This is a genomic window from Pseudoalteromonas sp. AOP31-A2-14, assembly GCF_052378035.1.
Classification (GTDB): domain Bacteria; phylum Pseudomonadota; class Gammaproteobacteria; order Enterobacterales; family Alteromonadaceae; genus Pseudoalteromonas.
Genome location: NZ_JBQSXI010000001.1, coordinates 2643523 through 2658670 on the forward strand (window position 1 = coordinate 2643523; position 15148 = coordinate 2658670).

Sequence of the window (15148 nt, forward strand, 5' to 3'; positions counted from 1 at the left end):
CTTACAAGATTTAGTGAGCGTGCGCTCCAGTTGAGCCTTTAGGGTTACGAATACCCTCTACCATTTGTTGAATTTCAACAGGAGTTTCAGCAGTAAACTTAAGCACAATAGCAGCTACTGCAAAGTTAATAACCATACCAACTAAACCTATTCCCTCAGGCGAAATACCTAAGATCCAATGTTCAGGGCTATTTAGCTCTGGGCTGATAAATTTAAAGAAGATAATATACGCAGCGGTAAAAGTAATACCCGTTACCATGCCTGATATTGCCCCTTCTTTATTCATCTTCTTAGAGAAAATTCCCATGAGAATCGCGGGAAAGAAACTCGCCGCAGCCAACCCGAAGGCAAATGCCACCACCGATGCCACAAACCCGGGCGGATTTATACCAAAGTAAGCCGATATAACAATCGCCACCATAGCGGACAAGCGCGCTGCAAGTAGCTCTTGCTTATCGCTAATATCGGGTTTTAAAGTTCGCTTAAGTAAATCATGAGAGACCGAGGTCGAAATAACCAGTAACAAGCCTGCTGTAGTGGAAAGTGCTGCAGCAATACCACCGGCTGCGACTAAGGCAATAACCCACGCTGGTAAATTAGCAATCTCTGGATTGGCAAGCACCATGATATCGCGGTCAACGCTTACTTCATTAACGCTATTAGGGTCGTTCACGTCACCCGCAGTGTAGAACATTTTGCCATCATCATTTTTATCATTAAAAGTAATTAACCCTGTTCTTTCCCAGTTTTTAACCCATGTTGGTGCTTCAGTGTATAAGGTGCCACTGCCGTCTTTACCGTTAATAGTATCAATCATATTAACCCGGGCAAATGAAGCAACTGCAGGTGCTGTGGTATAAACAATAGAAATGAATACTAATGTCCAAGCAGCAGAGATACGCGTATCCTTTACACGAGGTACAGTGAAAAAGCGCACAATAACATGAGGTAAACCAGCAGTACCCACCATTAACGCACCTGTGATTGCAAATACATCAATCATGCTCTTAGAGCCTTCGGTGTACTGAGAAAACCCTAGCTCAGTACTTAAACCATCTAGCTTATCAAGTACATAAACGCCATCACTACCAATTAACGTGGCACCAAAACCTGTTTGTGGGAAGAAGTGACCTGTCATCATCATTGAGATAAAAATTGCCGGCACTAGATAAGCAAATACCAGTACACAATACTGAGCTACTTGCGTGTAAGTGATGCCTTTCATACCACCTAGCACTGCGTAGAAAAAAACAATGACCATCCCAATGTAAACACCGGTCTCTATTTCAACTTCTAAAAAACGCGAAAAGACCACGCCTACACCGCGCATTTGTCCCGCAATGTAAGTAAAGCAAATAAAGATAGCACACATAATTGCCACTAAACGCGCGGTTCGTGAGTAGTAACGGTCACCAATGAAATCTGGCACTGTAAACTTACCAAACTTACGTAAGTAAGGCGCTAAACACAGTGCTAATAATACATAGCCACCGGTCCAGCCCATTAAGAAGACGCCTCCATCATAGCCTGAAAACGAGATAATACCTGCCATTGAAATAAATGACGCTGCGCTCATCCAGTCAGCAGCTGTTGCCATACCATTTGCCAAAGGTGGTACGCCTCCACCTGCTACGTAAAACTCTTTTGTTGAACCCGCGCGAGCCCAAATTGCGATACCGATATAAAGCGCAAAGCTTAAACCGACAATTATAAATGTGAGTGTTTGAACATCCATTACTTAGCTCCTATTCGTCTACGCCATATTTTTTATCTAACGTATTCATTTTGAAAACGTACACAAAAATCAAAGCTACAAAGGTGTAAATCGCGCCTTGCTGGGAAAACCAGAAACCAAGCTTAAACCCAAAAAAACGCACTTCATTAAGTACATCTACCAGTAATATGCCAAAACCAAATGACACGACAAACCACACTGCTAGCAACTTAAATAGCAGCGAAATGTTTTCCGCCCAATAAGCTTTTGCTTGTTCTTCATTTTTAAAAGCCATTTTATTATGTCCCCTTAGACATCACGTAAAGGTGATGGGTGTAATTAATTGTCATTAACTAAGTTAGCAACGCCAGCGTAATATTGAATTGCTACCATAGTCGGAACAACAAGTTAACACTTACGTAAACTGCATACACCGTACTAACATATAAAGGTTTAAAACATTATTTTTCATAGTGTTAAGCATTAAGTCCCTGAGTAATAGCACGCAATAAAATTGCTTTATAAGCTTGTGCGACATTAGTCTTATTAACTTTGAAAAATAATATATACCCCTTAAAATCAACAACTTAAAAATTATTTGTTTTTAGTTCTAAAATTCAAGGCTCAATATCGGGGTAAGTTCTGGTATGGTGGGCAGCAACATAATAAAAGTTGAATGAAAACATGACTGCTGCACTAATTTTTGTCGCGTTAGCGTACATTGGCGTATTGTTTTGGCTAGCTAATTGGGGCGATAAAACCACGCCGCTAGCTAAACGCATTAGCCACCATCCTTTTGTTTATTCTTTATCGCTGGGTATTTATTGCACTTCGTGGACTTACTATGGCTCGGTGGGCACAGCAGCCACCAGCAGTTGGAGTTATCTGCCTATTCTACTCGGCCCAGCGCTGTTGTTTTTTTTCGGTCAGGGTTTTTTACGAAAGCTGGTTTTAGTAAGTAAAAAGCAAAATATAACCACCATTGCTGACTTTATCTCAGCCCGTTATGGCAAACGCCAAACCACCGCTATTATGGTTACCGTGATCGCACTACTTGCAACGATCCCCTACATCGCCTTACAACTAAAAGCGCTCAGCAGCAGCTTTTTGTTACTACAAACTGACAGCAAAATATCAGGCTCAACACTTGCGCTCTCAGCGACATTTATTATGGCCCTGTTTGCTATATTTTTTGGCACCCGCAAAGTTGATGTAACCGAGTACCGTTCAGGATTAATGCTAGCAGTTGCTTTTGAGTCAATGATCAAACTATTAGCACTGGTGGCCGTTGCTGGGCTTGCCCTTTACACCTTGTTTAATTTACCACAAGGCACCCCGTCACTTAACTCTGAATCAATTTGGCAGCATTGGCATAACTTTGACTTTTTTAGTTTTAACTTTATTGGCCAGTCATTAATGGCGGCGGCGGCAATCATCTGTTTGCCACGTCAATTCCATGTAACTGTGGTCGATAACCAAGACAAACGTCACTTATTTACTGCACGCTGGGCGTTCCCGCTTTATTTGCTGCTAACAGCGGCGATGATTTTACCCATTGCAACTGCAGCTATACATCCAGGCATTGGTAATGGCTTCTCACCAGATAGCTTTGTACTCGCCCTACCGCTAATGCATGAAAATATGTTACTCACTACCTTTGTTTTTATTGGCGGTATTTCAGCAGCAACCGCCATGATTGTTGTGGCAACACTCACACTTAGCACCATGGTTACTAACGATGTGGTGTTACCATTAATGCTGCGCCGTAAGTTTAAACGTAATCGGATCACCAGTAATTATAAGTCTCAAATACTATTAACTAGGCGTTTTACTATTGCTGGTATTTTAATTCTTTCGTACTTTTATCAGCAGTGGTTTGGCCACGGTAAAGCGCTTGCCAGTATGGGCTTAGTCGCGTTTTCATTAGTAACTCAGTTATTACCTGCTATTGTCGGCGGGTTATATTGGCGTAAAGGCCATGCTTATGGCGTTTATGCTGGCATGTTAGCGGGCTTTATTTGCTGGGTATTATTTTTAATGCTACCTATTTTAAATACAGGAAATACGCTTGATGCCGAGCTACAGCAAACATTAATTACCCGTGGTACGCTGATTGCGCTATTTGCCAATATTGGCTGTTATATTAGCTTTTCGTTAGGTGCAGAGGAGCGCTTAATTGATAAAATTCAAGCTGCGGCCTTTGTAACCCCCAAGGAGCAAGCTGTACTGGCAAGGCGTTTAAATAAAAATGTTAAAGCCACGATTTACGACTTCAAAGTATTACTGCAAACCTTTTTAGGAGTGCAGCGCAGCCAACAAATATTAGCGCACTTTTCGTTAAATCATCAGCTAGATGATAACAACGCCCACCCTGAACCTGAGTTTATCGCCTATTGCGAACGTGCATTAACCGGCGTATTGGGTGCTTCATCCGCGCAGGCGTTAATACATACCGTAGCTTCAGGCAAGCGCATGGCATTTGAAGAAGTGGTTAACTTTTTTGACGAAACCACCCAAGCATTACAGTTTAACCAAAACTTATTATTCACCTCTCTTGAAAACCTGAGCCATGGTTTATCAGTGGTCGATAAAGACCTAAACTTAGTGGCGTGGAATAAACGCTACGCAGAAATGTTTCACTACCCTGATGGTTTTTTAGAGGTAGGCCAACCTATCGAGGATGTGATCCGTTATAATGCAGAGCGCGGGGAATGCGGCCCCGGTGAAATAGAACGCCATGTAGACAAACGCGTACAACATTTAAAAAATGGCAGTTCACATCACTTTATTCGCCACCGTAAAAATGGTCAAGTATTTGAAATGATAGGTAACCCGTTACCTGATGGTGGTTTTGTTACCAGCTTTTCAGATATTACCACCCATATTGAAACCCAAAATGCCCTTGAAGAAGTGAACATGGATCTTGAAAACCGTATTGAAGCACGTACTCAAGAAATCCGTACCATTAATAAAGATTTACATGCCCAAATAGATAGCCGAGTACAAACCGAGCAAGCATTAACCCTTGCCAAAAAAGAGGCTGAACAAGCCAACGACAGTAAAACTCGCTTTTTAGCACTGGCGAGCCATGATATTTTACAACCTCTTAATGCCGCACGTTTATATTTAGCCGCCGTTGATGAAGGCTCGCTCACGGTTAGTAATAAAAACAACTTTGAGAAACTCGGCGACAGCCTCGATTCAACAGTGCATTTAATGTCGGCCTTACTAGAAATAGCCAAGCTTGAACAAGGTGCAATGACCCCAAGCCCACGACACTTTAATATCGACGATATTTTAGCACCGCTACAAAACGAATACGCTATTTTATCAAGTGAAAAAGGCTTATCTCTGAAGGTACGCTCTGATGGACAAATTGTGCATAGCGACATTACCTACCTGCGTCGAATAATCCAAAACTTCGTATCAAATGCGGTGAAATACACAGATATCGGCCATGTTTTAGTCGCATGCAGAAAACGTAAACATCAGCTACGCATAGAAGTATGGGATACCGGCCCTGGCATTTCAGACCTTGAACAAAGTAAGATTTTCAATGACTTTTACCGCATTGAAGGCGGTGATAATAAAGGTGTTGGCCTTGGACTTGGAGTGGTAAAACGCATGGCTGACTTACTCAGTGTACGCCTTGATGTGCATTCTGAAGTTGGCAAAGGTAGCCGCTTTAGTATTGAAGTTCCTTACGGAGAGTCGCAACAAGTACAGCAAAAAGTCGTGACCGGCAGTTTGTTTGAACACCGCAGCGCAATGAATATTATTGCCGTTGACGACGATCCAGAAAACCTGAGTGCCATGGCAAGCTTATTACAGAAGTGGCAAGCCAATTACCAGCTGTTTGATCAAGTAGAAGCTGTAATAGCTTATGCCAAAGCAAACGGCGCACCTGATGTTATTTTAATGGATTATCAACTAGGCCATAACTGCGACGGTATTACACTTATCAAAACTCTGCGTGAAATTTGGCAAAACGACGTGCCCGCTATTTTAATTACCGCAGTACGCGATGATGAATTAAAGCAAACCACCAAAGCAGCGGGTATTCATTATTTATCTAAACCGATAAAGCCCGGAAAATTAAAAGCCCTACTTAATCATAGTACGTAAATGAAAATACGAAGGAACAAAACGTAAAGCGAGATACAAGACTAAAAAAGGCTATTCGACGTTAAGTTTATCGCCATTAGACATCAAAAATGTTGAATGGATCTGCTGATTTAAAATGTGCTAAATTTTAGCTGTAATGGCTGAATATGCGAATCACACATAAATCAGAAAACGATGTATAAAATGAATCAGCCTTTAGCTTTATTACTACTAGATGAGTAGAGATCTCTGCCACTTACACTTCATTCTTAATTCATTTAAATGTTCTCTAAAGTAGAGCGTCAGTTACTCTGTTTGTAAATATTCACTGAAAGATATTTTTTACAAAAAATGAAAGTGATTTAACCTATAGTGATTTAACCTATAGTGATTTAACCTATATTGTTGAGAGACCATAATGAAGTACACCCAACAATATTGTTAGGTGTACATTACATTTTAAACTAAGTAGCTTCGGCTTTACTTCTGAGTTTCTGAAACAACCAACTCAACGCCACAAGCGATAGCCCTAAACCGATAAATGACACCGCCTTGAGCAACCCAGTAAGGCTTGCCATATCGATTAAAAACACTTTCACGATCACCGCACCAAGAATGCCCAAACCGATTTTTTGTAGTAGCAGCTGTTGCTTTAAATGTCCTGCAATAACGACTAACGCACCTAAAAGTAACCAAATAATAGAGTAACTATAAAGCTCGACGTCACTCGTTGGTTTACTCAAGTGTATAAAGCCAGATTGCCAATACTGGCGAATTAAGCTATTTATCGCTAATACGGCCAGTAAACCAGCTCCCCCCAGCAATACTTGGCTAAGCGTTTTATTAATCGGTTTAATAAAGTTTGCTAGCCATACAATAAGTACGCTTGGCACTAACCAAGTTAATAATAGCCAGTTAAACAGTGGTACTTCTCCAATATAAAGGCGCTCTAAAAGTGGGTTTTTGTCTATCGTGGTATTAAATAATAATAAGCCTGCTAAGCCAGCTAATAAAAGCCCTGCAACCTTATAAAGCTTACCTAACTGCCCTGCACTTTGTGAGCGGTGCAAATAAACGCAGCCCAGTGCCAGCCAGTTACAGCTCAACAGCACTTGTTCGTAAAAGCTAAAGTTAGTTAATTGCGGGTAGTGCCCTACCAGCTGATAGCTTGTTTCGGTGGTTACAAACAGTGCCAAGCAATGAAGTGTTGCTCCTTCAAGCCATATTTTCATATTAGTTTGTTGCCATTGCTTTGCCGCAAGCCAAAATAATACCAGCGCAACAGGATAAACAATAAGGCTCCAATGTAATGAAAATATCGTTAGATCAACGTAACTCGGTATCCATGGTGCAAAGGTAAGCCTTGCAAGAACAGCTGCAACCAAGGCTTTGATTGGCCAATGAGGCATAGGTACTTGATGGCGTTTAACCAAATAGCTAATTAATAAAACTTGCACGGCTAACGCAAGCGTTAAACCACTATTATCAAGTATCATCGTTAAGCATAAGGTAAGGTTGGCATTTGCACCAATCCAGTAACTAAACTGCTGCCATTGGCTTCGCGCTTTCTGGGCAAGTTTAATAAGTACTGCACTAGTTAGTAATAAAATAACCACCCACACAGGGTAAGCAATACTAAGACCGACAACAGGTATAATTACATACAACGTAGCAATCAGCACAAATATACTGAGCGCCGCAAGTAAATGAAAAGCAAGCCGCTTATAATAGCGGGCACCAAAATATAAACCATAAGCACAAAACGCTACGCCAAGTAACAGTCCCAAACCATAAACACCTGTAAATACAAATAGGTGTTCATCGGTATTAATTGCTCTTTGTTGACTAAAAATAAGCACCACAGCTATAAGCAGAGCCAGCCCTTGCCAAAGATCCCAACGGCTATTTTGCAATACCAAAAATAACAGTAATACAATTGAACAAAGCGCAGTTATTTGCCACTGCATTGTAGGTAAAGTTATTAGCATCATCAGTAAAAGCGGCAGTACCAGTGCCAACAATAACGGATGATCAGGTATAAGCTTACATAATCGCTTAACACTATGTGGACGATACTCTAAAAGAGTCAACTTAACGCCTAAGCGCATCATAGCAATAAGCCCAACTATAGAGAGCAATGCAAAGATACCCATCAGCCAATATTGTTGTGTATCAGCAGCATTTAACAGGAGCCAATACCAGCCTATATGCCCTGCCCACAGTAAATACCAAAGCCAATTGCGTTTTACTTTCTTTGCAACCAGCACGCCCGATAATGTAATAAAACTAATGTAAGTAAGTAGTGCAACTAAATAACCACTACCGGTATTAACCCATAGCGGCACGCTATAAGCACTAACGATACCTAGTACGGCAAGCAAAGGGCCCAACCGCAATGCCATTGAGCTTGCAGCTAATGAAATAACGCTTAGCATAACAAAAGCAAGTGCTGGGCTGAGTATTTGATAACTACTATAAGCTAATAATGTTAAAGCAAAGCAACTAATAAAACCGCCCCCTGCAAGGGCTGCGGGTATGTAATTATTAAAACCTTCAAAAACAATACCTTTACGATGTAAATACTCTGCTAAAGCAATTAGTCCTACGCCAAATAAGCCTCCTAAGACTAAGCGTAAACTCGCTGATAGCAATCCAGAATCTAAGCTGTATTTAGCTAAAAATATACCACCGAACGCCAATGCGACCCCACCAATCCAGGTCATCCAATTTTCTAAAAACTGGTCTTTTAATTTGTTAACTAGTACGGATACTGCCGACGGTTTGGTTATTTTTTTTGTCTGAGTTTTAATAGGTTGGGTGTGATTTGTTTTATTTGCATCGATTGAGGTTTTTGAGAGTACTGAGGAAGCTTGATCAGAACTTTGCGCCTGCTGTGCCTTTCGGTTTGTATGTTCGGCCTTTATTTCTACATTTTCACTTGGTGATAATGGCCTCAAGCTCGGTGAAGAGATTACGCTCTGTAATTGCTCTTTCAATTCGGCTACTTGTTGCTTTAGATTACTTAACTTCGCTAATGCAACAACCCCTGCAATAGAGCCAGCTAAAACAGCCAGCAATAAAATAACAATTAATGCTATGCTTGCTCCCATGGTTCAATCCTTGTCAGTATTAATACCCCTCTTTATAACGCAAAGTATATTGAAAATACAGCCAAATTATCAGCCCCAACTACATTGAAGCTGATAATTTAAAGTTAACTATTCAATTGAATCTGTCACTGTACGTTCTAAAGTCATTTTATACCCTGAATCACTCATTTCATCATGCTCTAAAATAAGCAGGTAATTACCTTCTTGGCTAAAGTCCATACCCCCTTGTTGTAACAACACAATTTGCTGTCCGTTATCTTCAAATAATACATAGGTGGTGTACAATGCATTATCAACACTTTGTACTTCTTGACTATACATAGCTAAACCATCAATGGTGTTTTTGGCATCTTCAATGGTTTCACCATTAAGGGTAAAGTACACGTCAACATCTGCAATGGGTTGTCCTGCATAATTATCGAGTAAATTCACAACTGTCACATTATGACTATAACTACTAGGAGTTAAATCCTCTTCTATGGTCATCATCCGTGGACCCACATCAATATCATCATAGAAAAGCCCCACTTTACTTTGCTCTCTCTCAAGCGTAAGTAAAAAGTTATCAACCACGCTATTACCGGTGTCGTCTAACATTGCAATGCTATAACTATTTGGAGTAAATTCAATATAGTTTGAAAAATTATCATTAGGGGTTAATTCTGTAAGACTGTTTTCACTGCCACGAGAAACACTAAAACTGGTTTGCGGATAATCATCAATAGTATTTATAAAGCGCAGTTGACCTTGGGCATCTTGGTGCTTAAGTTGGATAATATTGCTGCTTGGGGTGACGACGTCTAAACTAATACCGTTTTGCTCGGTGGCGTAACTTGGGCGAATTACAGTAACGTAACTCGTGCTATCGTCAAAATAAAGTGTTGGCGATTCAAACAACACCTCATTTTCACCACTTAGTGTTATATACAGTGTGTAATAACCTTCATCAAAGCTTTGCAGCTCTGGTTCTAGTAAATACCCTGCAGTACTAATTAGCTCTGCCGTTTCAAACAAGCCGTCAGCTGTAGCTAAATAAGCATCATAATTAACCCCTTCATCTACAATATTAAAAAAACCTAAGTTTAGTACGTCTTCATCACTTGTGGTTGGAATACTTAACTCACTAAATGTCGGCTCTGCAAAATCACCACTCATTACAATCAATTGTGTTGTGTCATCACTAATACTCACGGTTTGTTCATAAATAGTAATATAGCTGTCATTCGCATCTAAATATTGAAAGCTCAAGTCATAATTACCTGTACTATAATTATGCCAGGTGGAGACATCACCAAATTCAGTACCAGAACGCTCAATATCATCAACAAAAAGCCGTGTATAAGGACTGTTGTAAGAGCCATTATACAGCTGTACATAACCACTTTGAGCCGATGAATCATCGTCTGAACAAGCGGTTAATACAGCACAAAAAGTTATGATAAAAGCAGTTTTCAAAAAACGGGGGGGGTCATGGAATCAATTCCTTATTGTTTATAATCGTATATGAGACTCAAACAAAAGGTAAAAAATTTCATGATTTACAAACCATTACCCTCACTTACAGTTCCTTACCTAATAGTTAAAAACTGTAAGAAAGAGTAAAAAATAAGGATATGGCATAAAGGGCCATACTAGCCCTTTACTTTAATGTTGTGACGCACGTTAATGTGCGTTGTGCTTGCCTTCTTTTATTTCTTCGATAAATTTTCGGTTAAATGCAGGTAAATCAGCAGGACTGCGGCTAGTTACTAAACCTGCATCGACACATACTTCTTGATCAACCCAGTTGGCTCCTGCGTTGATTAAGTCGGTTCGTATACTAGGGTAAGACGTGATTTTTTTATCGCGTATTTTGTTAATTTCAGCCAATAACCACGGAGCATGGCAAATTGCCGCAACAGGCTTATTTTTATGAGCACCAAAAAACCCATCAACAAATGCTTTTGCATCAGCATCTTGGCGTAGACTATCAGGATTAAACAATCCACCAGGTAATAGTAACGCATCGTAGTCAGCGCTTTGTGCATTTCTGGCTAACTTATCTACGCTGACCTTTTCTCCCCATGTATCTTCGTCCCAACCGATTATCTCCCCTTCTTTAATCGATATAATTTCGACTTCAGCACCAGCATCTAATAACGCGCTACGGGGTGATAAAAGCTCACTTTGTTCAAAACCATCAGTTGCAAGAATAGCAATTTTTTTACCTTGTAATTGAGTACCTGTTTGTAATGTGGTCATGTTATCTCCTTATTAATTAATAAACGGGAACAAACTTAACAGAGCAAGCACTACGCCAAAAATAACTCTATGATATATAGTTTTTTTTATTTATTTCACTCACTACTTTTTGCAAATAATTTAGAATTCATGAAAAAAATACACCGCTAAAAACACACCTTACCCTTGAGCTTCGCAAGTAATAAATAAAGTTTTAAAATATACATTTTAAACAGTGACTAAAAGCCTTAGTGATTGCTAGTATGAAGCCTTGGAATGAGGGATTGGAATGAGACAATGAACACAATACTAACCACACAATGCGTGGACGATGTAGGCTTAATAGCTAAAGTTACCGGGCTGTGCCACGAACATAATTTGAATATAACTCGCAATAATGAATTTGTTGATAAAGACGCTAAGCGCTTTTTTATGCGCACTGAATTAGCAGGAAAACCAAGCAATGACTTTATCTCTCGACTTGAGCAGATATTACCCATAGGTGCTACTGTTACGCTGCATAATGATGAGCAAACCAAAGTGGTGCTGCTTGCAACCAAAGAAGCGCATTGTCTTGGTGGCGTATTACTAAAGCAGTTTGAGCAAGCGTTGAATATTGAAGTACTAGCCGTTATTGCCAACTACCCTGATTTAGCGCCGTTGGCGAAAGGCTTTGATGTGCCATTTCATGTAGTTAGCCACGTAGGACTGAGTCGATTAGAGCACGATGAAAAAGTGGGGGATTTAATAGCCAGCTATAATCCTGACATTATTGGCCTTGCTAAGTACATGCGTATTTTAAGTCCTGAGTTTGTAGCACGCTTTGACGGCAAAATTATTAATATTCACCATTCATTTTTGCCTGCATTTATTGGTGCTAAACCTTATCATCAGGCGTTTGAACGAGGTGTTAAAATTATTGGTGCTACCGCGCACTTTGTTAATAATGAACTTGATGAAGGACCAATTATTATGCAAGACGTAACGCATGTTAATCATGCAAATACCGCAGAAATAATGGCAAAAATGGGTAAAGATGTTGAAAAGAACGTGTTTTGTAAAGCCCTGCAATTGGCTTCTGAACATAAGCTGTTCATTAACGGTAATCGAACGGTTGTTTTTTAAGATTTTTATTAAAGCCGTTTAGTTAGTTTCTTATACAGCTAAAAATGAAGAGGCACTGCGCCTCTTTCTTGTTGTTATTATTTTGATTCAATTTTTGTCTAGCTATGTGGACTCAATAGGTTCAAGTTGCAACTTTGCTGCAATTAGCACGGCTTGTGTGCGATTATAAACACCTAACTTTCTAAAAATAGCGGTTATATGTGCTTTTATTGTCGCTTCTGAAATATGCAGCTCATAGGCTATCTGCTTGTTGAGTAACCCTTCATGCAAGTATTGTAATACCTTATATTGCTGAGGAGTCAACGACGCAACCTGTGCGGCTATTTCTTTGTCTTCACCTTTAATGGTTGCTACTTTGTCTTTTAGTTCAAGTGGTAACCACACATCGCCATCAAGAATTTGATTAATAGCCCCAGCAATATCATCCGACGATGATGACTTAGGGATAAAGCCCATCGCACCGTAATTCACTACCTTTGAAACAATATTAATATCTTCACTGCCCGACACCACCGCAATAGGCAAGCTAGGGTAATCTTCGCGAATACGAATAAGGCCATATAAATCACCATTACCTGGCATATGTAGGTCTAGTAATAAGATATCTAAATCTTCTTGTTCGCTTAGCACCTGCAATGTGGTATCAAAATTTTCTGATTCAAAAACCTCTAAACCTTCAAACTTTAAACTCAATGCGCCTTTTAATGCTTCACGAAATAACGGGTGATCGTCCGCTATTAAAAACTGACTCATGGTTCACTCCTAATAAATTCGGCTGTTGTCTAATAATAGACAACAGCCGATATACTACGTTTAGAATCAACTTATAATCAAGTTTTTAACGCAAATTTAGCGGTTTAATCGATTTTCGATTAACTCATCAACCACACCCGGATCAGCAAGAGTCGAAGTATCACCCAACTGTTGATGCTCATTTGCCGCAATTTTACGTAAAATTCGACGCATAATCTTACCTGAACGCGTTTTTGGTAAACCTGGTGACCATTGGATCATATCAGGTGAGGCAATTGGACTTAGTTCTTTACGAACCCAGTTACGCACTTCTTTAGTTAGGTCATCACTAACTACTATGCCTTCATTTGGCGTAATATAAACATAAATACCTTGGCCTTTAATATCGTGCGGATAACCCACAACAGCAGCTTCTGCAACCGCTTCGTGCGCAACTAAAGCACTTTCAATTTCAGCAGTACCTAAGCGATGACCCGATACGTTAAGTACGTCGTCAACACGCCCTGTGATCCAGTAATAACTATCTTCATCACGACGACAACCATCACCCGTAAAGTAAACACCAGGGTATGCTGAAAAGTACGTTTGTTCAAAACGTTCATGATCGCCATATATTGTGCGTGCTTGTGAAGGCCAGCTATCAAGAATCACTAAGTTACCATCAATCGCACCTTCAAGAGTATTACCCTCAGCGTCAAATAATGCGGGAGCAATACCAAAAAATGGTCGTGTTGCAGAGCCAGGCTTCATGTCAGTTGCACCCGGCAGAGGGGTGATCATAATACCGCCAGTTTCAGTTTGCCACCACGTATCAACTATTGGGCAATTTTCATTACCAATTTTCTCGTAATACCATGTCCATGCTTCAGGGTTGATTGGCTCACCGACAGAGCCTAGCACGCGTAAGCTATTACGATTTGAAGAAGTTGTTGGCTCATCACCTTTAGCCATTAACGCACGAATAGCTGTTGGCGCAGTGTACAAAATAGTAACGCCATGCTTATCAACTATTTCACCCATACGCCCTGCGGTTGGGTAAGTCGGTACACCTTCAAATAATACTTGTGTGCAACCGTTTACAAGCGGCCCATAAGCAATGTAGCTGTGGCCGGTTATCCAGCCTACATCTGCGCTACACCAAAAGACATCGTCTTCTTTTAAATCAAACACATACTCATGCGTCATTGATGAATAGACTAAGTAACCACCGGTTGTATGTACTACACCCTTTGGTTGCCCAGTAGAGCCTGATGTATACAAAATAAATAGTGGGTCTTCAGCGTTCATCGGCTCAGGATCACACTTAGCAGGTAAGTCCGCGACTAAATCGTGCCACCAAATATCGTGATCGTGCCATTGCACTTCGCCACCGGTTAACTGATGCACGATAACGTGCTCAATAGTGGTTACTGATTCTTGATTTACGGCTTCATCAACGTTAGCTTTAAGTGGCACGGTATTACCAGCACGACGGCCTTCATCAGAAGTAATAACAATTTTAGCGCCTGAATCTTTGATGCGGTCAGCAATGGCTGACGGTGAAAAACCACCAAATACGACTGAGTGAATAGCACCCACTCTTGCACACGCTTGCATGGCGTAAACTGCTTGTGGTGACATCGGCATGTAAATAGCAACACGGTCGCCTTTTTTTACACCTAATTTTTTTAAACCATTGGCAAACTGAGCCACCTCATCATGAAGCTTTTGGTAACTAATATGCTCACTATCTGCTGGGTTATCACCTTCCCAAATAAGTGCGGTTTTATCGGCGTTAGTTGCCAAGTGACGATCGATACAGTTGTATGAAGCATTTAATTGACCATCTTCATACCAACGGATATCAATATGACCTTTATCGAATGAAGTGTTTTTTACTTTTGTATATGGGGTTGACCAATCGAGACGTTTTCCGTGCTCTGCCCAAAAACCCTCTGGGTCATCAATAGATTGCTTGTAAAGTGTATTATATTTATCGTTATCAACTAATGCTGCATTCTTGATATTTTCAGGAACTGGATAGATAGTTTGTGACATCGTCGTCTCCGTTTTAATTTCTTCTCCCAAGGATCACTCAGCATAGCTGGTGAGAGTATTAGACCTTAGTTGTAAATAGGTTTAA

General features: G+C 40.4%; 9 protein-coding genes. 2 read left to right on the plus strand and 7 right to left on the minus strand.

The genetic code is table 11. The annotated features are described in order from the left end of the window. Positions 1–10: 10 nt before the first annotated feature. Together ACT3S9_RS12215 and ACT3S9_RS12220 are read right to left on the minus strand one after the other, a co-directional pair. Entirely contained in the window at positions 11–1735 is a 1725-nt protein-coding gene (locus tag ACT3S9_RS12215) for a sodium:solute symporter family protein (RefSeq protein ID WP_441833985.1), read from the minus strand. A gap of 10 nt (positions 1736–1745) precedes the next feature. Then, the gene (locus ACT3S9_RS12220; protein ID WP_441833986.1) at positions 1746–2009 is read right to left on the minus strand and encodes a DUF4212 domain-containing protein; all 264 of its coding nucleotides are present in this window, start codon (positions 2007–2009) and stop codon (positions 1746–1748) included. A 389-nt stretch (positions 2010–2398) separates the two neighbouring features. Between ACT3S9_RS12220 and ACT3S9_RS12225 the strand changes: the two genes are divergently transcribed. Further along, complete coding sequence (locus ACT3S9_RS12225; RefSeq protein ID WP_441833987.1) at positions 2399–5839, plus strand: PAS domain-containing hybrid sensor histidine kinase/response regulator; 3441 nt, start codon at positions 2399–2401, stop codon at positions 5837–5839. 443 nt (positions 5840–6282) lie between these two features. Here the strand turns inward: ACT3S9_RS12225 and ACT3S9_RS12230 are convergent, their stop codons facing one another. The 3 genes from ACT3S9_RS12230 to ACT3S9_RS12240 form a co-directional block, all read right to left on the minus strand. Beyond that, positions 6283–8928, minus strand: coding sequence for a DUF2339 domain-containing protein (locus ACT3S9_RS12230; protein WP_441833988.1), 2646 nt, complete (start codon positions 8926–8928; stop codon positions 6283–6285). A 108-nt stretch (positions 8929–9036) separates the two neighbouring features. Further along, positions 9037–10383, minus strand: a complete 1347-nt coding sequence (locus tag ACT3S9_RS12235) for a hypothetical protein (RefSeq protein ID WP_441833989.1) — start codon at positions 10381–10383, stop codon at positions 9037–9039. Between the two features lie 207 nt (positions 10384–10590). Beyond that, complete coding sequence (locus ACT3S9_RS12240) at positions 10591–11169, minus strand: type 1 glutamine amidotransferase domain-containing protein (protein ID WP_441833990.1); 579 nt, start codon at positions 11167–11169, stop codon at positions 10591–10593. A 276-nt stretch (positions 11170–11445) separates the two neighbouring features. Between ACT3S9_RS12240 and purU the strand changes: the two genes are divergently transcribed. After that, positions 11446–12273, plus strand: coding sequence for a formyltetrahydrofolate deformylase (purU, locus tag ACT3S9_RS12245; RefSeq protein ID WP_441833991.1), 828 nt, complete (start codon positions 11446–11448; stop codon positions 12271–12273). A gap of 102 nt (positions 12274–12375) precedes the next feature. Here the strand turns inward: purU and ACT3S9_RS12250 are convergent, their stop codons facing one another. Further along, a complete protein-coding gene (locus ACT3S9_RS12250) occupies positions 12376–13026 on the minus strand; it encodes a LuxR C-terminal-related transcriptional regulator (protein WP_441833992.1) in 651 nt (216 codons plus the stop codon). A gap of 96 nt (positions 13027–13122) precedes the next feature. After that, positions 13123–15063 carry an acetate--CoA ligase gene (gene acs / locus ACT3S9_RS12255; RefSeq protein WP_441833993.1) on the minus strand — a complete coding sequence of 647 codons (1941 nt, stop codon included), beginning with the start codon at positions 15061–15063 and terminating at the stop codon, positions 13123–13125. Between the last annotated feature and the right edge of the window lie 85 nt (positions 15064–15148).